21 protein-coding genes and 1 tRNA gene are annotated in these 20,010 nt (G+C 56.2%); 13 read left to right on the top strand and 9 right to left on the bottom strand.

Annotation, left to right across the window (positions count from 1 at the left end; all coding sequences use genetic code 11):
• Window positions 1-20: 20 nt before the first annotated feature.
• The 5 genes from OA238_RS13780 to OA238_RS13760 all read right to left on the bottom strand — a co-directional run bounded on the left by OA238_RS13780 (window position 21) and on the right by OA238_RS13760 (window position 5,346).
• A complete protein-coding gene (locus tag OA238_RS13780) occupies window positions 21-794 on the bottom strand; it encodes an ABC transporter ATP-binding protein (protein ID WP_015495628.1) in 774 nt (257 codons plus the stop codon).
• Window positions 795-830: 36 nt separating this feature from the next.
• Window positions 831-1,601, bottom strand: a complete 771-nt coding sequence (locus tag OA238_RS13775) for an ABC transporter ATP-binding protein (protein ID WP_015495627.1) — start codon at window positions 1,599-1,601, stop codon at window positions 831-833.
• 12 nt (window positions 1,602-1,613) lie between these two features.
• Window positions 1,614-2,807: a branched-chain amino acid ABC transporter permease gene (locus tag OA238_RS13770; RefSeq protein WP_015495626.1), complete on the bottom strand. Its 1,194-nt coding sequence runs from the start codon at window positions 2,805-2,807 to the stop codon at window positions 1,614-1,616.
• A gap of 3 nt (window positions 2,808-2,810) precedes the next feature.
• Window positions 2,811-3,842, bottom strand: a complete 1,032-nt coding sequence (locus tag OA238_RS13765; RefSeq protein ID WP_015495625.1) for a branched-chain amino acid ABC transporter permease — start codon at window positions 3,840-3,842, stop codon at window positions 2,811-2,813.
• Between the two features lie 133 nt (window positions 3,843-3,975).
• Window positions 3,976-5,346, bottom strand: a complete 1,371-nt coding sequence (locus OA238_RS13760; RefSeq protein WP_015495624.1) for a substrate-binding protein — start codon at window positions 5,344-5,346, stop codon at window positions 3,976-3,978.
• Window positions 5,347-5,560: 214 nt separating this feature from the next.
• Here OA238_RS13760 and OA238_RS13755 point away from each other — a divergent pair, with 214 nt between their 5' ends.
• The 5 genes from OA238_RS13755 to OA238_RS13735 all read left to right on the top strand — a co-directional run bounded on the left by OA238_RS13755 (window position 5,561) and on the right by OA238_RS13735 (window position 11,373).
• Entirely contained in the window at window positions 5,561-6,844 is a 1,284-nt protein-coding gene (locus OA238_RS13755; protein ID WP_015495623.1) for a helix-turn-helix transcriptional regulator, read from the top strand.
• A gap of 100 nt (window positions 6,845-6,944) precedes the next feature.
• Window positions 6,945-7,313: a response regulator transcription factor gene (locus OA238_RS13750; protein ID WP_015495622.1), complete on the top strand. Its 369-nt coding sequence runs from the start codon at window positions 6,945-6,947 to the stop codon at window positions 7,311-7,313.
• An 18-nt stretch (window positions 7,314-7,331) separates the two neighbouring features.
• Window positions 7,332-7,616 carry a hypothetical protein gene (locus tag OA238_RS13745; RefSeq protein WP_044036850.1) on the top strand — a complete coding sequence of 95 codons (285 nt, stop codon included), beginning with the start codon at window positions 7,332-7,334 and terminating at the stop codon, window positions 7,614-7,616.
• Window positions 7,613-10,297 carry an ATP-binding protein gene (locus OA238_RS13740; protein ID WP_015495621.1) on the top strand — a complete coding sequence of 895 codons (2,685 nt, stop codon included), beginning with the start codon at window positions 7,613-7,615 and terminating at the stop codon, window positions 10,295-10,297. Before OA238_RS13745 ends, OA238_RS13740 begins: the two co-directional genes overlap by 4 nt.
• 83 nt (window positions 10,298-10,380) lie before the next feature.
• Entirely contained in the window at window positions 10,381-11,373 is a 993-nt protein-coding gene (locus OA238_RS13735) for a FliM/FliN family flagellar motor switch protein (protein ID WP_015495620.1), read from the top strand.
• Between the two features lie 12 nt (window positions 11,374-11,385).
• Here the strand turns inward: OA238_RS13735 and OA238_RS13730 are convergent, their stop codons facing one another.
• Window positions 11,386-11,811: a protein tyrosine phosphatase family protein gene (locus tag OA238_RS13730; RefSeq protein WP_015495619.1), complete on the bottom strand. Its 426-nt coding sequence runs from the start codon at window positions 11,809-11,811 to the stop codon at window positions 11,386-11,388.
• A gap of 278 nt (window positions 11,812-12,089) precedes the next feature.
• On the opposite strand from OA238_RS13730, the gene OA238_RS13725 reads away from it, so the two are divergent.
• From OA238_RS13725 to OA238_RS29040, 4 genes are read left to right on the top strand one after another with little or no spacing between them, the layout of a single operon-like run.
• Entirely contained in the window at window positions 12,090-13,337 is a 1,248-nt protein-coding gene (locus tag OA238_RS13725; protein ID WP_015495618.1) for an IS256-like element ISOan6 family transposase, read from the top strand.
• Window positions 13,334-13,750, top strand: coding sequence for an enoyl-CoA hydratase/isomerase family protein (locus tag OA238_RS29045; protein WP_051076484.1), 417 nt, complete (start codon window positions 13,334-13,336; stop codon window positions 13,748-13,750). The genes OA238_RS13725 and OA238_RS29045 overlap by 4 nt, the downstream gene beginning before the upstream one ends.
• A complete protein-coding gene (locus tag OA238_RS35075; protein WP_420806461.1) occupies window positions 13,672-13,836 on the top strand; it encodes an enoyl-CoA hydratase-related protein in 165 nt (54 codons plus the stop codon). The genes OA238_RS29045 and OA238_RS35075 overlap by 79 nt, the downstream gene beginning before the upstream one ends.
• A 54-nt stretch (window positions 13,837-13,890) precedes the next feature.
• On the top strand, window positions 13,891-14,700 hold the full coding sequence (locus OA238_RS29040; protein WP_144055906.1) for a hypothetical protein: 810 nt from the start codon (window positions 13,891-13,893) through the stop codon (window positions 14,698-14,700).
• Here OA238_RS29040 and OA238_RS13715 read toward each other — a convergent pair.
• Window positions 14,692-14,907 (bottom strand): hypothetical protein, encoded by a 216-nt coding sequence (locus OA238_RS13715; protein ID WP_187293047.1) that lies wholly within the window; start codon window positions 14,905-14,907, stop codon window positions 14,692-14,694. The genes OA238_RS29040 and OA238_RS13715 overlap by 9 nt on opposite strands.
• A gap of 152 nt (window positions 14,908-15,059) precedes the next feature.
• On the opposite strand from OA238_RS13715, the gene OA238_RS13710 reads away from it, so the two are divergent.
• Window positions 15,060-15,317 carry a DUF2312 domain-containing protein gene (locus OA238_RS13710; RefSeq protein WP_085982806.1) on the top strand — a complete coding sequence of 86 codons (258 nt, stop codon included), beginning with the start codon at window positions 15,060-15,062 and terminating at the stop codon, window positions 15,315-15,317.
• Window positions 15,318-15,323: 6 nt separating this feature from the next.
• On the opposite strand, the gene OA238_RS13705 is transcribed toward OA238_RS13710, so the two are convergent.
• Both OA238_RS13705 and OA238_RS13700 read right to left on the bottom strand, forming a co-directional pair.
• Window positions 15,324-16,154, bottom strand: a complete 831-nt coding sequence (locus OA238_RS13705) for a PhzF family phenazine biosynthesis protein (RefSeq protein ID WP_044036848.1) — start codon at window positions 16,152-16,154, stop codon at window positions 15,324-15,326.
• Window positions 16,155-16,193: 39 nt separating this feature from the next.
• Complete coding sequence (locus OA238_RS13700; RefSeq protein WP_015495614.1) at window positions 16,194-17,051, bottom strand: hypothetical protein; 858 nt, start codon at window positions 17,049-17,051, stop codon at window positions 16,194-16,196.
• A 143-nt stretch (window positions 17,052-17,194) separates the two neighbouring features.
• On the opposite strand from OA238_RS13700, the gene OA238_RS13695 reads away from it, so the two are divergent.
• The 3 genes from OA238_RS13695 (at window position 17,195) to OA238_RS13685 (ending at window position 20,008) form a co-directional block, all read left to right on the top strand.
• A tRNA-Thr gene (locus OA238_RS13695) sits at window positions 17,195-17,270 on the top strand.
• A 136-nt stretch (window positions 17,271-17,406) separates the two neighbouring features.
• Complete coding sequence (locus OA238_RS13690; protein ID WP_015495613.1) at window positions 17,407-18,186, top strand: hypothetical protein; 780 nt, start codon at window positions 17,407-17,409, stop codon at window positions 18,184-18,186.
• A complete protein-coding gene (locus tag OA238_RS13685; RefSeq protein WP_015495612.1) occupies window positions 18,161-20,008 on the top strand; it encodes a 7-cyano-7-deazaguanine synthase in 1,848 nt (615 codons plus the stop codon). The genes OA238_RS13690 and OA238_RS13685 overlap by 26 nt, the downstream gene beginning before the upstream one ends.
• Window positions 20,009-20,010 lie beyond the last annotated feature (2 nt).

Below are 20,010 nucleotides of genomic sequence, written 5' to 3'. Positions count from 1 at the left end.
GTCTGGTCCCGCAACGGAAGTCAGATCGCGAGGTATTTGGAGCGCAGGTCTTCGTCTTCCAACACTTCTTTCGCAGAGCCGTCAAAGACCACCTTACCGATGTCGAGGATCACGGCGCGGTCGGCCAGTTTCAACGCGGCGACTGCGTTTTGTTCCACGATAACGGTTGTGATGCCCTGATCGCGGATCAGTTCCAGCGTTTTGGCAATTTCCTGTACGATCACCGGCGCGAGGCCTTCATAGGGTTCATCCAGCAACAACACCTTGATGTCACGACACAGCGCACGCGCGATCGACAACATCTGTTGTTCACCGCCTGACAGGGTGATGCCGTCTTGTTTGCGCCGTTCCTTCAGGCGCGGGAACAAATCGTACACGCGGTCCAGTGACCAGCCAATGGGGGGGGCAATTTGGGCAAGTTTCAAGTTTTCTTCGACGGTCAGGCCAGGAATGATGCTGCGATCTTCTGGTACAAGCTGAATGCCCGCCTGTGAAGCCTGCCACGATTTCATTTCGTGCAATGGTTTATGGTCAAGCCAGATTTCACCACTGTTCAACTGCGGATCATCCATACGGGCAATGGCGCGCAGGGTGGAGGTTTTGCCCGCGCCGTTGCGACCCAAAAGTGCGAGGATTTCGCCCTCATGAATATCAAAGCTGATGCCTTGGACGATGTAGCTTTCGCCGTAATAGGCTTCCATGTTCCAGATCGACAGGTACTTGGGCGCCGTGGCGGCCATGTTGCGATTTTTGGAGTAGGGGCCGTCAGCTTCGAGGTGTTCAACGTGTGTCATATTAGATTTCCTTTACTGCGCGGATGTCCAAGGCCATCAGTCGACTCCTTCGACCTGCGCTTCGCCAAGGTAGGCTTCGCGCACTTTTGGATGGCCTTTTATATTGTCGGGCGTGTCTTCGACCAGCGGCGTGCCTTGGGCCAGCACGGTAATGCGATCTGCCAGTGAAAAGACCACGTTCATGTCGTGTTCGATAATGGCCATGGTGATACCGCGTTCTTTGCGGATCATCTTGAGCAACTCGATGGTGTTTTCGGTGTCTGCACGGGCCATGCCAGCCGTTGGTTCATCCAGCAGCAAAAGACGTGGTTCTTGCACCAAACACATCGCCATTTCGAGGCGACGTTTGTCGCCGCGTGACATCGATGACGCCAGCATTTCGCGTTTGTCGAGCATGTTCACCTCATCCAGCATGGCTTCGGCTTTTTCGATCATGGATTTTTCGTGGCGCACGGACTCAAAGGCGTGCATCCGGAAGGCCCCGTCGCGTTTGGCAAAACACGGGATCAGCATGTTTTCCATCACGTTCAGATCGGCAAATATTTCAGGCGTTTGAAACACCCGCGAAATACCCATCTGGTTGATCTGGTGCGGCTTGCGCCCCAGCACGGATTGGCCGTCAAACACGACCGACCCGCTGTCAGGGATCAGTTTGCCGACCAGCACGTTGAGCAGGGTAGACTTGCCCGCGCCGTTTGGACCGATGATTGCGTGACAGGTGTTTTCCTTAACATCGAGGTTCACATCGCCAAGCGCTTGTAGGCCGCCGAACCGTTTGTTGACGCCTTTGACTGAAAGTAGTGCCATTGTTTCGGCTCCTTATTCTGCGGGCGTGCGGGACGTGGCGTCCTGCGTGTCAGCGGTTTTATTGCGGCGGAACAGTTTGGCGATGCGTTGACCGCCTTCAACCAGACCACCGGGCAGGAAGATCACAACCAACATGAACAAGATGCCCATGGTCAGGTGCCAGCCTTTGCCGATGAACGGATAGACCATTGACACGATCACATCTTCAAGGCCATCGGGCAAAAAGGCGAACCATTCGTGCAAGATGTCTTTGTTGATCTTGGAGATGATGTTTTCCATATATTTAATCATACCCGCGCCGAGCACTGGCCCTAACAAGGTGCCTGCGCCGCCAAGGATTGTCATGATCACAACCTCGCCCGAGGCGGTCCAGAACATGCGCTCCGGTCCGACTTGGGTATCCATCGCCACCATCAGTCCACCGGCAAGTCCGGCGTACATGCCCGAAATCACGAAGGCCGACAGGGTGTAACGTTTGGGCGTGAGGCCTGTGTAGTTCATCCGCTGTTGGTTGGATTTTACTGCCCGCAGCATGATGCCGAACGGGGAGCGGAAGATGCGGATCGACAGGTAGAATGCCAGCAGCAGGAAGAAGCCAGCGATGTAGTATCCAAGGTTGAAAGTGAACAAGTGGTTTCCGAGGGTCAGTTCGTAAGAATTGCCCATTTCGGCACCAAACAGGTTGGCGCGTCCAATACCTGTTTCCGGTCCGCCAAACAGCGGCGTGTCGGTGTTCTTGATCTGCAGGCCGGTTTCGCCACCAGTAATCGGGGTCAGAACCGAATAGGCCATTGCAAACATCATCTGCGCGAAGGCCAGCGTCAGGATCGAAAAGTAGATTCCAGATCGGCGCAGCGACACAAATCCCACCACCAGCGCAAAGGCACCCGCGACCACAATCGCCACAAGAATGCCGGGGATAACGTTTAGCGTCACCAGCTTCATCGACCAGATCGCAGCATAGGATCCGATGCCCAGAAACGCAGCATGACCAAAACTGAGGTATCCGGTCAGGCCAAACAGCAGGTTGAACCCGACTGCAAAGATCCCGAATATCACGAAGCGCTGCATCAAGTCAGGATAGCCTGCGTTGAACTGCGCCATGGCAGACCCTTCTGGGAAGGGGTTGAGGAGGAACGGTGCCAACATGACCAGCCCGAACACGATCAGCATCAATGTGCTGTCTTTTTTGGTAAGTCCGAACATGGCTTATTCCTCCATCACGCCCTTGCGACCCATCAGGCCACGAGGACGGGTCAACAAGATGACGATTGCGACAAGGTAGATAATGATTTGGTTGATGCCGGGCAGCACGTCGATCACCGCGGGCATTGACGCAAAGCTTTCGAGGATGCCAAGCAAGAACCCGGCCGCGACGGCACCGGGTAGTGAGCCCATGCCACCGACGACGACCACAACAAAGCTTAGCACCAAGAAGTCGAGGCCCATTGAGTAGTTCGGTGATACAATCGGCGCGTACATCACACCCGCGATACCTGTGACGGCGGCGGCCAGTCCGAACATGAACGTAAAGCGTTTGTCGATGTCGATGCCGAGCAAGCCAACGGTTTCGCGGTCGGCCATGCCAGCGCGCACCACCATCCCGAAAGTGGTGAATTGCAGGAAGGCAAAGACAGCCGCGATAATGACCGTAGAGAAGAAGAAATACACCAGACGCCAGTACGGATACATGATCGTCTGCGCTTCATAGCCGAGGAAGGCGCTGAAATCCAAGCTGCCGGTAAAAGCGGGTGGCATCGGCGTCGGAATCGGGTTTGCGCCAAAGAAATACTTGATAATTTCCTGCAAAACCAGCGCAAGGCCGAACGTCACAAGGATTTGGTCAGCGTGGGGGCGTTTGTAGAAGTGTTTGATCAACCCGCGTTCCATTGCGAAACCGAGCAAGATCATCATCGGCACTGCAAACAGAATAGCGATTGGGACGGACCATTCCATAATGGTTTGACCTGTCGCCATGCCGAACCAGTCCTGCACATAAAACGTGTCGACTTCGAGGGGATTGCCGAGGAAATCCAGTCGGGTTTCATCCACGATTTTATGCGAAGCCGACAATATCTTGGATGTGATGACAGCGCAGAACGCGCCGAGCATGAACAGCGCACCATGCGCGAAGTTCACAACACCTAGTGTGCCGAAAATGATGGTCAGACCAAGGGCGATCAACGCATATGCGGAGCCCTTGTCGAGACCATTGAGAATTTGAACAATTAACTGGTCCATAGCGGTGTGGCCCTCGGTTCAGGAGAATATTTAGGGTGTATTGTTGGGGCGGGGATCGTCTGGGTGGCAGTGGGGGGGCGTTTGGGGTGGGCGCGCGAAATAAATCGCGCGCCTGATAGCCTACAAGGATCGCTTACGCGCCGTTGTTACACGTACCGAGGGAGGCATCGTCGCCGCCCATCTGTGGGTGGTTCGGGGCATATGTGACCTGCTCAACCGGTGTGACTTCGACGATTTCCACGAGATCGAATTCGTTCTCGGGGTTTTCCTTGCCGCGCACGACAAGAACGTCTTTGAAGCACTGGTGATCGTCTGCACGGTACAGTGTTTCGCCATTGCCCATGCCGCTGAATTCAAAGCCTTCGAGGGCTTCGACAACTGCACAAGGCGCAAACGAGCCAGCACGCTGCACAGCATCTGCATAAAGCAGTGTCTGCACGTAGCATGTGTGCGCTGCCTGTGATGGTGGGAAGCCGAACTTGGTGCCGAATGAACGCACAAATGCGTTTGTGCCGGAGTACTTATCACCAAGCTGATCTTCGAGTTTCCAGTCCCAGTTCTGTGACCCAAGGATACCGGCGATGTTTGCGCCCGCACCACGTGCCATCAGCTCTGAATACAGCGGAACAACGATTTCGAAGTTCACGCCGTTGGCTTGCGCATCGCGCAGACCGAACTGAACCGCGTTGGTCAGCGAGTTGATCATGTTTCCGCCGTAGTGGTTCAGAACCAGAACGTCGGCGCCGGAGTTCAGAACCGGTGCGATATAGGATGAGAAGTCCGTCTGTGTTAGTGGTGTTTTGACGGAGTTGATTGTTTCCCAACCCATGGCTTCCGTGGAGGCGCGGATGGCTTCCTCGGTGGTGTAGCCCCAGTTGTAGTCTGCGGTCAGGTGGTAGGCCTTACGGTCGGTGCCGTACTGCGCCGCCAGAACCGGAGCCAAAGCAGCACCTGTCATGTAGGAGTTAAAGAAGTGACGGAAACCGTTGGCCTTGCGGTCCTTACCGGTTGTATCGTTCGAGTGGGTCAGTCCCGCCATGAATATGACGCCAGCTTCTTGGCACAGCGCTTGAACAGCAACCGCCACACCAGACGAAGAACCGCCAGTGATCATGATTGCGCCGTCTTTTTCGATCATGGACCGTGCAGATGCACGTGCCGCGTCTGATTTGGTCTGTGTGTCACCCGTTACGAACTTAACTTCGCGGCCCAATATGCCGGTTCCGTCAAGTGCGTTGGACGTGAATGTCTGCAACATGCCGCCGTCGCCGCCACCGTTCAGGTGCTCAACTGCGAGTTCGTAGGCGCGAAGTTCGTCCGCACCCTCATCCGCATATGGGCCAGTCTGTGGCACGTTGAAGCCAAAAACGACCTCGCTATCGCCAGGTGCGTTGGTGAAACCAGCGTGGGCATCAGCGCGCAGATATGTGGGTAGTGTCAGTGCAGCACCGGCAGCGGCGCCGGTCTTCATGACGCCACGACGTGTGAAGTTTGATTTGGACATATAGTATCCTCCCTAGAGTGATGCAGCTGAACCTCCCGTCCAACCACACATGCTTTCAGTAGCAATTACAATAGAAGGGGCATTCTGAAAATTACTCAATAAGGATTTGTGGAATAATATAATTTCTGTAAAGACTTCTACATGTCGATGCGGAATTTTGTAAAGATATTATCTAAGCGGCGCAGAAAATGGCGGTATTGTTAAGGGAATTGGGATGTCGGATCAGGTTTTGACGGGAACACGGGCGCGTAATCGGCGGATTGATCTGGGGTTGCGGCAAACGAATGTCGCCAAAGCACTTGGTATTTCGGGATCCTATCTTAACCTGATTGAACACAACCGCCGCAGAATCGGCGGCAAGCTGTTGCACGATCTGGCGCGGGTGCTGGATATGGACGCCGCGTTGCTTGGTGATGAAGTGGGCGACACTATTTTGGGCCCCCTGAAAGAAGCAGCCGCCGCATTTCCGCATGCTAGCGTTGAAGACCTGCGGGCCGAAGATCTTGTGGCGCGATTCCCCGGTTGGGCCGCGTTGATTGCAGCGCAGCGGCGCAGGATCACCCAGTTAGAAGACCGCGCAGGGGCGCTGAGCAACCGTCTGGCTCATGACAGCCAGATCGCAAATTCACTGCACGAGGTCATTTCAACGGCCACCGCGATCCGCTCGACCGCTAGCATTCTGGTAGAGACGCCGGATCTGGACCCCGATTGGCGGTCGCGGTTTCACACCAACATCGACACAGATTCCGCACGTTTGGCGCAAAGCAGCCAAGCTTTGCTAGGTTTTTTGGATATGGAGATGGAAGCAGGTGGTGCGCATACGGACTCTGCGATGGAACAGGCGGAGGCCGTGCTTGCGCAATCGGGTTTTTATTTTGCAGCCATTGAAGCGGGTGAGGAGATACAGTTCGGCAATGTCAAAGAGACGATTACCCGCACTATTCTGCAAGACTGGGCAAAGCGCGCAGCAGGCGACGCTGACCGTTTGCCCCTTGATGCGTTCGGTCAAGCGGTCCGCGCTGTGGCTTATGATCCCGCAAGGCTTGCGGCGCGGTTCGGCGTGCCGTTGGACATGGTGTTGCGGCGCTTGGCACATTTGCCGCCCGCAACGAGCGGAACCGATGCAGATCACCCGCTGATGGGGTTGGCGGTGTGCGACGGCGCTGGGGTCGTGACGTTTCAGAAACCTGTGCTTGATTTCCGACTGCCGCGATCTGGCGCCGCGTGCCCGCTGTGGCCGCTGTATCAGGCGTTGACCCAACCGGGCCGCGCGATCCGGCGCGTTGTGCGGCTTCCTGGGGTCGCGCGCACGCCGTTTGAATGTTTCGCAATCGCGGGCCCCGTGGGGGGGGTCGCTTTTGACGAAGAACCGCGAATTAACGCGACAATGCTGGTGCGCGCCGCGCGCACGGACCAAGTTGCGGACGTCGTCGGACCGGGGTGTCGGGTTTGCGATGTCGTAAATTGCGCCAGCCGTCGCCACCCGAGTTTGCTGTAACGCAGGAATTTCGGCCTTTGACTCCGCCCGCCGTTGTCGCAATAGTCATCATCTATCGCTGGCGTAGCTGGTGGCAGGCACATTTGGGAGGGTGTGAAACATGGGCCACCGCGTCCTTTTGATCGAAGACGAACCCAATATCATAGAGGCGATCAGCTATATCCTGACCAAGGATGGCTGGACTGTGCATACGCATTCAAACGGGGAAACGGCGATGGCAAAGGTCATGCAGGGTGTGCCGGACCTGATTATTCTTGATGTCATGCTGCCCGGAAGATCCGGCTACGACATTCTGCGCGATTTGCGTGCGCAGGCTGAGACCAAAGATGTGCCAGTGATGATGCTGACGGCGCGCGGCCAAGCCAAGGATCGCGAAATGGCGGCCAGTTTGGGAGCCACGCGGTTCATGACCAAACCATTTTCCAACGCCGAAGTGTTAGAAAGCGTGCGCGCGCTGGCAACGCCGTGATGCTGAGGTAATGCAGTCATGAAAACACCGATCCGAACGGAATTTCTTGATCGGAGCAGTTACCGCCAACGCCGGTTTCGAGATGCGGCCCGTTGGTTGCCTATTTTTGCGGCCGTTTTGATGATGTTGCCGCTGATGTGGCCGCGCGAAACCCCCGATCAAAGCCTGACCAGCAGCGGCATCATCTATGTGTTCGGCCTATGGGTCCTGCTTGTGGCGCTGGCCTTTTTGTTGTCGCGGGTCTTGCGGTTTTCTGAGGCGCTGGACGGCGATGGAGAGCGAAGCGGTTGGGGCGGGGAATGATTTCATTCAACCTGCTGATCCTCGTCTCACTTGCCTATGTCGTGTTCCTTTTTTTGATCGCCTTTGCCGCTGAACGACGTGCGGCGCAGGGCAAAGCCGCATGGATGCGCAGTTCGGCGATCTACACCTTGTCGTTGAGTATTTATTGCACCGCTTGGACGTTTTATGGCGCGGTGGGCTATGCGGCGCGATCCGGCCTCGAATTTCTGACGATCTATCTCGGGCCGACCTTGGTGATGATCGGGTGGTGGTGGCTGGTGCGCAAACTGGTGCGCATCGGGCGCACGCAACGTCTGACATCAATCGCGGACCTTGTTTCATCGCGTTACGGCAAATCACCCGTGCTGGGGGTGATGGTCACGGTCTTGGCGATCGCTGGCACGACACCCTATATCGCGCTGCAACTTCAATCGGTGACCCAATCCATCGCGGTGTTTGCTGCCAGCAGTGGTGAGGTTTGGATTCCGCGTGATCTGAACCGTGCGGCCATGTGGGTGGCCGTTGGGCTGGCCGTGTTTACGGTGTTGTTTGGCACGCGCAACTTGGATGCACATGAACGCCACCACGGTATTGTGCTCGCCATTGCGGTGGAGGCTGTGGTGAAGCTGTGCGCGTTGCTTGCTGTTGGTATCTTTGTGGTTTGGGGCGTTGCGGGCGGCGTTGGTGCGACGCTGGATTTGATCGACGCATCGGCGCAAAGCCAGTGGGCCCCGAGCCCGAGCCGCTGGATCGGTCTGATTTTCGTGTCCGGTGCGGCGTTTATCTGTCTGCCGCGGATGTTTCAGGTCTTGGTGGTGGAAAATTCCGATGAACGCAGTCTCAGCACCGCAAGCTGGGCGTTCCCGACTTACCTGATGTTGATGAGCCTGTTTGTTGTGCCCATCGCGGTGGTTGGCCTTGATCTGATGCCTGCAGGCGCGAACCCTGATTTGTTTGTGGTGACGGTGCCCATTAGCGAAGGGCGACAGGGCCTTGCGATCCTTGCGTTTTTGGGCGGCTTTTCGTCAGCCACGTCCATGGTGATTGTGGCGGCGCTGGCATTGGCGACAATGGTGAGCAACCACATCGTCGTGCCCAGCTGGTTGAATGCGCGCACCCCCGGTGCGGTGGTATCGGGGGATGTGCGCCGCGTCGTGGTGATGTCACGGCGGGTGTCGATCGGCGTCATTATGGCGCTGGGCTATGTCTATTTCCGCCTGTCAGGCGGTGGCACGGCGCTGGCCGCCATCGGATTGGTGTCCTTCATCGGCGTTGTGCAGGTCCTGCCTGCGATGATTGGCGGTGTGTTTTGGCGCGGCGCAAATCGCTGGGGCGCGGGTGCGGGTCTGATTGTCGGATTTAGCGTCTGGGTGTGGACAAATTTCCTGCCCAGTTTCGGTATTGATGCGGTGATATCACAAGCTGTGTTCGTCGGCGGGCCGCTCGGCATCGGCTGGCTGCGCCCTGAGGCATTGTTCGGGATCGTGGGGATTGATCCATTCGTGCATGCGCTGTTCTGGTCGATGTTCCTGAACACGTCGGCGTTCATAATCGTGTCGATCCTGACCTTTCCAAACCCGCTGGAACGTCTGCAAGGGGCGCAATTCGTTAATGTTTTCGATTATTCCAGCGGTGCGCGCACTTGGTCGAAAACGGCTGCCCAAGCTGAGGACTTGTTGGTGATGTCCCAACGCATACTTGGTGGTGCAGAGGCGCTGGCGATCTTTGCAAGGGAAGCGCAATCGCAAGGAAAGGCGGGGTTTCAGCCTGACGTGACGCCTGACTTTATTGGGCGGCTCGAACGCGAATTGGCGGGCTCTGTCGGGGCGGCCACGGCGCATGCGATGATCGGTCAGCTGACCGAAGGCACGATGGTGTCGGTGGATGATCTGATCGCGGTGGCGGATGAAACCGCGCAGATCATGGAATATTCCAACCGCCTTGAGGCCAAAAGTGCCGAGGCCAACCGCACCGCACGCGCGTTGCGCGAAGCCAACGAAAAGTTGACCGCGCTGAGCATCCAGAAGGACGCGTTTCTTAGCCAGATCAGCCACGAATTGCGCACGCCGATGACGTCGATCCGGTCGTTTTCCGATATTTTGCGCAACGATGACGTGGAAGATGGTGCGCGCAAACGGTTCGCGGGCATCATCCACGAAGAAAGCAACCGATTGACGCGATTGTTGGACGATTTGCTGGATCTTGGCGTGCTGGAAAGCGGGCATGTGCAGTTGAACGTCGGACAGGGCATGCTCGCGGATGTGTTGGACCGCGCGGTGATCGCATCGGGCGCGGACAACGGTAAACTGGCGATTGTGCGCAAGGCGGGCAATGAGGCTGTGAGTGTGCGGACCGATCTGGACCGATTGGCGCAAGTGTTCATTAATTTGATCAGCAATGCGGCCAAATACTGCGCCGACGAGTCCCCGCAATTGCTCATCATCGTGCGTCAATTAACGGGCCAAACAGTTGTGGATTTTTGTGACAACGGCGCGGGCATCCCGAGCGAAAGCCAATCGATGATATTCGAGAAATTTTCGCGGCTGGAAGATGAGGGCAAGGCAGGTGGTGCGGGGCTTGGCCTTGCAATTTGTCGCCAAATTATGGGCGCACTTGGGGGCGATGTGACGTATCTGCCGGGGCAGGGTGGGGCTGCGTTTCGCGTGACGTTGCCCGAGGCGCAAGCGTTGGCCGCACAATAGCCGCTTGAAACCGTGTCGTTAGTGGGTTGGTAACCTCGCGTGCGCTACACACAGGCGATGAACTGTAGTGCGGGATATTCTTGATGGCGGCGATCAACCCAATCCTCGCCCAAAAGCTGGGACTGACGCAGGCGCCCCCAGTGGCGCAAGGCGCACAACCTGCCACGCCGATGCGCCAAATGCGGCGCGCGCTGGGGCGTGCGGCAGACAAGGCCGCAGGACTATCGGTTTCGGTCTTGGGTATTTCTGAAGAAGATATGGACGCAGAAAGCCTGATTGAAGGCGGGCCGGAAGGGTGGGTCGTGTTGGGGTTGCGCGATGGATCATTGGCAGGATTGACGGGGCTGTTTTTATTGGATCAGCCGTTGAGATCCGCCTTGGTTGAAATGCAAACGATGGGAAGTTTGCTGCCCCCAAGCGATGACCAACGCCGCGTCACACGGGTTGATGCCGTGATGACACTGCCGTTCGCCAGCCAAGTTTTGGCAGAACTAGCAGAGGTTGGCTTTGGTGCGGCAGATTTAGAGCCCGCGGCCTATGATATTGGTCCAATTGATGATTTGCGCACCGCGGGACTGGTTATGGTACAGGGAAACTACCGCATATGTCGCATTACAATTCAGATGGGCGGCGGCGAGACGCAGGGTGAGATGCTGATCGCCATGCGCCCCAAGGTGTCGGTGGTAACTGCGCCTGTCAAAGACACATCCGGTTGGTCCGTGGCGCTGCGCGACGCCGTTCAAGAGGCGCCCGCGGAATTGGACGCGATCCTGACACGCATGACGATGCCGATCCACAAGCTTGAGGGATTTGAGGTTGGTCAAGTGCTGAATTTGGCCGGCACCACCGTCGGGTCGGTAACGTTGACCGGACCGGGTGGGATCATCATCACAACAGCGCGGTTGGGGCAAGTGGCGGGCAAACGGGCCGTAAGGGTTCAGCATAGCCGCGTTGAATTGCAAGATGATCCGACCAACCTCGCGACGCCAACACCTTCGAAGGGTCATGTGGTGGCGGACGTGGTGCCTGAAATTACAGACCCAAACATCACAGCATCTGATTTGGTTGAGGGGTAGTCGTGGTTGGGATCAACCGTTTTTAAGCGCGTCCAGCTGGTCCCGCATCGCACGAAGATCATAACCGTGATCCGCGGCTGTTTGGACGATGTCGTCGGCGCTCATGACTCCCACTTGCATCATCGCCCAAATAATTGTGCAGCGGGTGCCGGACGCACAATAGGCCAACACGGGGCCATCCGATTTCGCGCAGGCCTGTTTTTGTTGGGCTGCGAGATTAGGCGTCAGGGTCGCATGGGTCGCTGGGAGCACGACAAATGTCAGCCCAGCCGCGTCGGCTGCGATCTGCATTGCGTCCACCTGATGTGACGGTGGAATTTCGCTGCACGGGCGGTTGTTGATAATGGTGGTGAATCCGGCTTGCGCGAGCGCTGCCAAATCCTCAGGGTCGATCTGCGGCGAGACGGCGTAGGTGGGGGTGATCTGGCGAATATCCATGGCACATCCTAGGCCGCGCGGCGCTAGGCGTCTAGCGTTTGACGCTGCCTGCTGTGACATTTGGGGAAAAATGCTTTGGGGCTTCCCCTTTCGGGTTCGGACCGCCATTCTGTTAACTATGATCTGTCTCGCTGGACGTGCACAGATGCTCAAAGGGATCACATGGCGCGGTTGGGAGCTATGACTGAATCTGGTGTTTGAGTGGTTTGAAGGTTGGCGGCGTATCTGGTTGAATTGTTGTTGGAAGACAGCAGCCCAACCAAAGGAGATACACCACCATGGGAACTACTAACATTGTTGATTATGCGCGTCGAGACGAGATGACGGACGCGTTGACGGAGTTGCTGAAAACGGGAGCACAACAATTGATCGCGACAGCAGTTGAGGCTGAGCTTGTCAGTTATTTGGCGCAATTTACCGGCTTACGCACCGATGCCGGTCACGCGGCAGTCGTGCGTAATGGACATCATCCGGCCCGCCCGTTTCAAACGGGCATTGGCCCTGTGAGCGTGCGCATTCCAAAGGTTCGGTCCAAGGACGGCACACCGGTGACATTCCGGTCTGCCCTGGTGCCGCCCTATGTGCGCCGCACGAAGACGCTGGAAGCGGCCTTGCCATGGCTTTACCTCAAAGGGATCTCCAGCGGCGAGATGGCTCCCGCCCTCAAGGTTCTTCTGGGCCCAGATGCCGTTGGCTTGTCGGCTAATACGGTTTCGCGTTTAAAACGCGATTGGGCCAATGAATACGAGGCTTGGAAAGGCGCTGAGTTAGATGACGAGCCCATCGTCTATATCTGGGCCGACGGCGTTCACAGCGGCCTTCGGGGCGAGGATGACAAGCTCTGTGCCCTTGTTATTATTGGGGTAACTGCCCGTGGCAAGAAGCGATTTCTGGCAATTGAGGATGGGGTGCGCGAGTCCACGCAGAGCTGGCGCGAGGTTCTGCTTAACCTCAAAAGCCGAGGCATGAATGCGCCCAAACTGGCCATCGGGGACGGTGCCATGGGGTTTTGGGCGGCCATGGACGAAGTCTATCCTGAGACCCGCCATCAACGCTGTTGGCAACACAAAACGATGAACGTGCTCAATTGTTTACCCAAGCTGTCTCAGCCAAAAGCCAAGGCCGCGCTGCACGACATCTGGCAGGCCGAGACCAAAGTCGATGCAGAAAAGGCGTTCGATCTGTTCATCAAAACCTACGAACCCAAATATCCCAAGGCCACACTATGCCTGCAAAAAGATCGTGAGGAACTCATGGCATTCTTCGACTTCCCGGCGCAGCATTGGCAAAGCATCCGCACTAGCAATCCAATTGAATCGGCCTTCGCGACGATCCGGCATCGTACCAAGCGTTCAAAGGGCTGCCTGTCACGCGATGGCATGCTGCACATGATGTTCAAACTGGGGCAATGTGCTGAGCAAAATTGGAGGAAGCTACGCGGCTTTGACTACCTCGCAAAAGTCATCACAGGCGTCACGTTCAAAGACGGAATCGAAACCACAAACCCCGACCAGATCACCGCATGACCAACAATACTCAAACACCAGATTTGACAATAACTCCGCGGTTGGTACGATTTCGGGTGTTGGAGGGGGTTGGCGTTGTCACGCTTGACGCCGAACCGGTGAACACATTGTCAGCCCCTTTGCGCGCTGGTCTGTGGGAAGCGTTCATCCGTATTGACGCAAATCCAGACATCAAAGCGGTGGTGTTGATCGCGTCGGGGCGGATGTTTTCAGCTGGCGTGGATATTCGCGAATTTGGCAAGCCGGCAAAACAGCCGTCATTGGCACAATTGTGCGACCGAATTGAATCATGCACCAAACCCGTCGTTGCAGCCTTTTTATGGTTTGGCGCTTGGTGGGGGGGGCTGAATTGTTGTTGGCGGCGCATTACCGTTTGGCGTCACCGGACGCAAAGATCGGCTTGCCTGAAGTAATAATGGGGCTGGTACCTGGCGGCGGTGGCACGCAACGGTTGCCACGTCTGATCGGGGCACCGCGGGCTTTGCAAATGATGATTTAGACAGTCGCGGTTGAAGCCTCGGTTGCGTATCGTTCACAACTTGTGGACGGTATTGTGCAGGGCGATCTGGCATCAGGCGCAATTGCTTTTGCACTGAACTTGATCGAACACGGCAACGGGCCGCGCCGGACCCGCGATAACCGCAGTCATCTGATGGACGGGCGCGGGTACAGCGCAGCGATTGCCAAGTGGCGCGCGGCCCTTGCGGACAACCCATTGCATGCGCCCAGACGCGTTTTGGTCTGTGTTGAGGCCTCGGGTTTGTTACCGTTTGATGCAGGATTGGCGTTTGAGGCGGATGCGTTCGAGCGCTGCCTTGCCCATCCACAATCGATCGCTTTGCGCCATGTTTTCATGGCAGAATGCAAGATTGATAACGCCTTGATTGAACGAGATGGCACCGCGTTCAGACCTGTGAACCCGATGGGAAAATCTACCGTGCAACGCCTGCACAATGCCATGCGCGCAGCCGCAGATTATCTGGTCGAAAGTGGCGTGAGCGCGGATGATGTCGATGGTGCCATGGTCGCTTACGGGTTTCGCATGGGGCCGTTCGGTGGCAAGGGTGCCAAGACCCAAAACGACACAATCGCACGCCGCCTGGTCGCGGCATTGCTGGTTGAAGGGTGTGCCTGTGTTGCGGAAAAGGCCGTGCAACGCCCGTCAGATATTGACGCGCTGGCGGTTTATGGCATGAGCTTTCCACGCCGTGCAGGTGGTCCGATGCGCGCGATGCAAAGTGCCGGGCTGATCGGCGTGCGCAAAGACCTTAGGGTCTGGGGTGAGGACAGCGCCATCTGGGCTGCGCCCGATCTTCTGGATCATGCAATCAAAGACGCGCGCGGCTTTGATTCGCTAGGTTAGGATCACGCCAATTACGACGCACATCAGACCGATAACAGACACCAGAAAGGCCCCGAGGTTTAGCGGCAAGACCGCCTGAATTTTGGCGCGTAGTTCGTCGTCGTTGGCGGCCATGCGTTTGGCGCGACGCACCTGCACGATGCTTAGGGCGATGCCGATAATTCCGATGACCGAAATCACCGCGCCGATGGGGATCAAAAGGTCCACGTGCGTCTCCATATTTTGGGCCCGCTTTTGGCCCTGCTGTCGGGCCTGCGAACGCGCATGAAGTATCGCGCCCACAGAGTGCACGCAACCGCTTGCCGTGCGGCGGCAGGGCGGGTATGGAGAGAGCCAAATCCAGCGACATGAGGCCCGATATGTCTGAAACATCTACCGACACCAGCTACCGCGTGACCGCAGACGAATTGCGCCAGTTTATCGAACGCATCGAACGTCTGGACGCCGAGAAAAAAGACCTCGCCGAGCAGCAAAAAGAAGTCATGTCTGAGGCCAAAGGTCGTGGCTATGACACGTCCGTCATGCGCAAGATTATTGCCCTGCGTAAACGCGACAGCGACGATATTGCCGAAGAAGAAGCGGTGATGGACATGTACAAAGAAGCGCTTGGCATGTGATCTTGATCAGAGGGTTACATGGCCCTTGATCAAGATATTCGTGTGCCCGCCGATGCGGATTGGCCCGTTGTCCGCATCATCTGGTGACGGGATGACATGGACCCGTCCATGACGCCCGATACAGGTTCCTTGGGCCACACTATAGGGGCGTTGAACGCGCCCCTGCGCCTGCATCCAATGGGCCAACGCAGAGTTTAAGGATCCGGTGACCGGGTCTTCGTTCAGACCTGCCCACATCGAAAACATCCGAACTTCAAAGTCCGCATCGCCATTGCTGCGCGGCGCTATCAGCCCCACCGCGAGGCCGCTGACGGGCGTGATCGCGCCCGCGTCCAGCGACAGAAGATCGTCGGCACTTTGCATTTCAATCGCATGCCAGACGGGTCCGTTGTCGAGCACCGCGTGGCGTAAGATGCGCGTCGGATCAAGGTGTAGGCCAGCGGTGATTGCCGCCAGCATCGGGGCCGCCATGTCCGCAATGGACGTTGGCGGTGCGACGAAGACGGGTGTGTCGCCTGTCAGGTCAATGTGGACCAGCCCAACGCCGCAATTTTGTCGGATGACGCCCGCTTGTTTTGGCGTGTTGCCCGCCGCAAGCCAGCAGGCGGCGGTGCCCAATGTCGGATGCCCCGCAAAGGGCAATTCGCGCGACACTGTGAAAATGCGAATGTCATAGTCGGCGGCTGGATCGCTGGGCGCAAAGACGAACGAGGTTTCGGCCAAATTGGTCCAGCGGGCAAAGCGCTGCATCGCCTCAGCGGTAAGCCCCGCGCCGTCAAGTACCACCGCCAACCCGTTGCCGCCCATGGGCGTCGTGCTGAAGACGTCGCATTGCATGAAAGGACGTGATTTTTGCAAACTAGGGGCCAATAAAATTCACCTTTCCATATGTTCAATCCGGTAGATGTCTTCGTCGTAGTTCGCGGTCAGCTGGGAGAGGGTCTCTTGGGTCCAGCCGGGAATGTCGATCTCATCCTCGACTTCTTCTTCAAGCGCGTATTTTTCCAGAAACGCTGCTATAATTCGCCACTTTTGCTGTTCGGTTTGGGGTGGGTTTGCCTTGAGATAGGTGACGAAGGCATGCATGCCCTCAGCGCTCATGATTGCGCTGAGCAGATCAAAGCCGCCAGTGATTTTTGTAAGTGAATCGACGCCTGCAAGTTCACGAATGAGCTGCGCCCAGATCAGTGGCGTGTCCTCATTGCACCAAACCGTCAGGCTGGCGCGCGGCAGAAAGGTGCGAATGCGCGCAACAAGATCGGACCAGCGCAATTCAAGCGGATCAATCCCGCGCATGAAATCTGTAAAGCTGTCCACCGGAGAATCGCCGAAAATTTCCGGAATAAATGTCGCCGGGTCGCGTATGCCGAGGAAGATTTCGATCTCATCATCAGGAAACAGGTTTTCAAGGCCGCGCAGTTTTTGTTCCGCTAGTTCGTAGAAAATGCTGTGCTCAAACACCCGTCGATGGACGCACATGAACTGTGAATGGCTCATCACGAGACGGTTGCAGTGGTCATCATCTAGAATCGCGTCGAGCAGGATTTCACGTGTGTCAGCCGCAGGTGGTTTCCCGTCAAGAGATTGAATAGTTTCACGAATTAGGCTGCGATACTTGCCGGGGCCGGGGACTTTGACACCCAGTGCCGCGAAGGTTTCTGCATTTTTTAGGGCAGATTTGAGCAGGCGGTCCTGATCTGTACAATTCGCGCCGATATGGTAGACAATCTGCATTGTTTTTATGCCCGTAATACGTTGGTTTCACTGCTTTATAGACCATATGCGCGATTTGTCGTCAGTGGAACCGCCCATCGGCGCACAATTCGGTCAATCTCCCTCTTGCCAGCCCGCGCCAGACCCCTTAAAGCGCCCCAAGTGCCCCTATAGCTCAGCTGGTAGAGCAACTGATTTGTAATCAGTAGGTCCGCGGTTCGAGTCCGTGTGGGGGCACCATTAATATCAATAGCTTATACAGATTTTCGATACCTAGATTGCTGGCTGGGTAAGCGCAGGGTAAGCATTTCTGCGCAGATTTTCTTTGCATTTTGTAGCCTCCTAATTCACGCTGTTCTGATTTAGGGAGTACAGGATGGGCCATATTAGGCTCGGTACATTGCAAAGGTCAAAGAAATGGCGTGATGTCATTGGCTTGCTCGACTCGGATGCCGATATCGCGCGCATTGCTGAGTCTGCGGCTCACGCGTCTGAGTCAGACTTAAAGCGCGCTTCAGATGATCCCTTTTTCCAGTTTGTAACTCAACTTCTTGTCCGGTTGCCACTTTTGGCGCGTGCGCCGGGCTTCGAGGCGGAAATGGCCGAATTGGGCCTGCCGTCCGAGGCGGTAAATTCTGTGACCGGTTTGTTGTCGGGACTGAATGAGGCCATCAACCAGCAAGCTTTTAAGCAAGGCCATTCTTCTGATGCGGGTGAGCTGGCGCGCTCCGCACTCATAGAAAGCCTTTCGGTTCAACTACGAGACAAGCTTCCGACACTTTTTGAGCCAACACCCCAAGAAGTCCGAAAAGCCTTGGCGTCATTCGCTGGAGGACAGGAGTTCTCGACACTGGCCCGTGATTTTTTCGCACGGCTGGCCTACAGATCGCTCGATTATTATCTGAGTCGCGAACTGGCTGATCATATTGGTCCGGATAAGCGGTTTGGAAATGACGGGGACCGCGTCGCATTCGAATCTGCGCTTCGTCAACACACCTTTGAGGCCTCTAAAATTGTCGAGAGCTTTGCAGGTGGCTGGTATGGCAAAACGGTTTGGAAGGACCAAAACCTAAGCCAAGACAAAATCAATGACTTCACACGCTACGCGTTTAAGAAGATGAGATCAGAGCTTGGACGGCGTCGTGCAACCGCCTGAGCATATCGTCACTTGCCTGCCGCCCGAAGCCGACGGGCGGGGCGATGCGCAGTTGCGATTTGAGATTGATGGTAAGTTAAAGGCTGTCTCGCTACGCATTGGGCACATTCGCAAGAGCCTTGTTGCGGGACTGCCGGATGTTGCTCTCGATCTGATCGAAGTCGCGGCCTTCGTTTATGCCATTGATTCCAGCGTTAGCCGTGGTGGCCTGATGGATCAGCAGATGGGCGCGAAGTGGCATCGTCGCTTTCACGTGTCGCTCCCTGTACGCAACTTGGCTCTTTGGTCGGAGCCAAAGCTCAAAACGGCTTTTGAAGAGACTTTAATGTTCCTGTCTGGTGATCGCTTTGTGTTTGACTTCGTCCAATCGGAGACTGAAGCAGCTACGCCTGAACGGTACTTTGATTTTGGCAAGGAGAGTGCTTGGGAACCTGATTCCGTCTTGATGTTCTCGGGTGGTTTAGATTCCTATGCGGGTGCGCTTGAGGAGATTATAGAACGCAAACATAAGGTTGCGTTAATCAGCCACTTTTCTGCAACCAAAATAGCGCCGATCCAACGTGATCTACAAAAGCACATGGCTCAAAAGTTGGGACCACAAATGCTCATGCATTTTCCGATGCGGGTGCAGTTGAAGCGTGGGACAAACGCGGAAGGCACGCATCGCGCCCGCTCGTTCCTATTTGCCGCGTTGGGTATGGCGACTGCAATTGCTTTCGGACAAAAGCGGGTGTCATTCTATGAGAATGGAGTGGTCAGCCTTAATCTGCCACCGGTCGGAAATGTTCTTGGGACGCGGGCGACACGTACCACGCATCCGCAAACGCTGCAGCGTTTTGAGGCGCTGTTCAGCATGATTTTTGATCAGAACTTACGCGTCGATAACCCTTTCTTCTGGCGGACAAAAACAGAAGTTGTGCAGACCATCGCACGTCTTGGTATGGCGGATCAGATCGCATTTACGCGTAGCTGTGCCGATGTTCACAATCAGACAAAGCAATATGCCCATTGCGGTCGCTGTTCGCAGTGTGTTGATCGCCGTTTTGCCATGCTTGCGGCGGGTCTTGCGGGGCATGATCCAGAAGAGGCCTATCGTCTCGATCTGATGGCGAGCCCAAGAGAACGTGTCCAAGACAAAGAAGTGGCGTTGTCATATGTTCGCAGCGCGTTTGCCTATGAGGCCATAAACGAAGATGAACTGGTTGCCCGGTTTCCAGCAATTCTGAACGCTGTGGAAAGTCTAGGAGAGCCGCCCGACACTGCGCTCAGGCGCATTGTTGATCTCTTGAAGCGGCACGGGTCGTCTGTGGCTACTGTTATGCGCGACGAGATGTCATCGACGCGCATGGAACCGGCTCCCGCAAATAGTCTGCCTGATCTTTACGGCGCAGCCCAGCGCGAGCAGTTATTCACATCTATGCCCGTTTCGCCGGAACCGCAAAACGAGCTGGAACCGGTCTTCGACATTGTCATTGACACGAAGCGAAAGGTTCTTCGGATCAATGACGCAATCCAGATCAAAGGGGCAGGGTTCAATCTTTTGAATACGCTGGCCACCGCATTCCTCCATGGTGCAGGGCAGGGCCTTGATCTGCTTGATTTCCCAACCCTCGATGCCGGTAAACTGGCGGTCGGCGCAGGCCTTCAGGACGATGCTGCAGTTCGCCAAAGCGTTAGCAGGACCCGCAGTCTCCTTGGGACCAAGTTTACTTCAGCAGGGCTTTCTTCCGAGGATGGTAAAAACCTGATCGAGAATATCCCGTGGAGTGGATATCGTTTGCGGCCTGATCGCGTTCGAGTGGGCTATGTGACCGGCAACTGATA

The organism is Octadecabacter arcticus 238, assembly GCF_000155735.2.
Taxonomy (GTDB): Bacteria; Pseudomonadota; Alphaproteobacteria; order Rhodobacterales; family Rhodobacteraceae; genus Octadecabacter; species Octadecabacter arcticus.
The sequence above is the reverse complement of the archived record's forward strand: the minus strand, read 5'-3'. Positions and strand labels throughout refer to the sequence as shown.

Excerpts from the sequence above, each read along its gene's own strand:
- OA238_RS13775 (WP_015495627.1), bottom strand. The coding sequence starts at position 1,601 with ATGGCACTACTTTCAGTCAAAGGCGTCAACAAACGGTTCGGCGGCCTA.
- OA238_RS13705 (WP_044036848.1), bottom strand. The coding sequence starts at position 16,154 with ATGCAATGCGACGTCTTCAGCACGACGCCCATGGGCGGCAACGGGTTG.
- OA238_RS13690 (WP_015495613.1), top strand. The coding sequence starts at position 17,407 with ATGGGCCATATTAGGCTCGGTACATTGCAAAGGTCAAAGAAATGGCGT.
- OA238_RS29045 (WP_051076484.1), top strand. The coding sequence starts at position 13,334 with ATGACCAACAATACTCAAACACCAGATTTGACAATAACTCCGCGGTTG.
- OA238_RS13755 (WP_015495623.1), top strand. The coding sequence starts at position 5,561 with ATGTCGGATCAGGTTTTGACGGGAACACGGGCGCGTAATCGGCGGATT.
- OA238_RS13735 (WP_015495620.1), top strand. The coding sequence starts at position 10,381 with ATGGCGGCGATCAACCCAATCCTCGCCCAAAAGCTGGGACTGACGCAG.
- OA238_RS13760 (WP_015495624.1), bottom strand. The coding sequence starts at position 5,346 with ATGTCCAAATCAAACTTCACACGTCGTGGCGTCATGAAGACCGGCGCC.
- OA238_RS13730 (WP_015495619.1), bottom strand. The coding sequence starts at position 11,811 with ATGGATATTCGCCAGATCACCCCCACCTACGCCGTCTCGCCGCAGATC.
- OA238_RS13700 (WP_015495614.1), bottom strand. The coding sequence starts at position 17,051 with ATGCAGATTGTCTACCATATCGGCGCGAATTGTACAGATCAGGACCGC.
- OA238_RS13745 (WP_044036850.1), top strand. The coding sequence starts at position 7,332 with ATGAAAACACCGATCCGAACGGAATTTCTTGATCGGAGCAGTTACCGC.
- OA238_RS13770 (WP_015495626.1), bottom strand. The coding sequence starts at position 2,807 with ATGTTCGGACTTACCAAAAAAGACAGCACATTGATGCTGATCGTGTTC.
- OA238_RS13710 (WP_085982806.1), top strand. The coding sequence starts at position 15,060 with ATGTCTGAAACATCTACCGACACCAGCTACCGCGTGACCGCAGACGAA.
- OA238_RS13725 (WP_015495618.1), top strand. The coding sequence starts at position 12,090 with ATGGGAACTACTAACATTGTTGATTATGCGCGTCGAGACGAGATGACG.
- OA238_RS13780 (WP_015495628.1), bottom strand. The coding sequence starts at position 794 with ATGACACACGTTGAACACCTCGAAGCTGACGGCCCCTACTCCAAAAAT.
- OA238_RS13750 (WP_015495622.1), top strand. The coding sequence starts at position 6,945 with ATGGGCCACCGCGTCCTTTTGATCGAAGACGAACCCAATATCATAGAG.
- OA238_RS13740 (WP_015495621.1), top strand. The coding sequence starts at position 7,613 with ATGATTTCATTCAACCTGCTGATCCTCGTCTCACTTGCCTATGTCGTG.
- OA238_RS13765 (WP_015495625.1), bottom strand. The coding sequence starts at position 3,842 with ATGGACCAGTTAATTGTTCAAATTCTCAATGGTCTCGACAAGGGCTCC.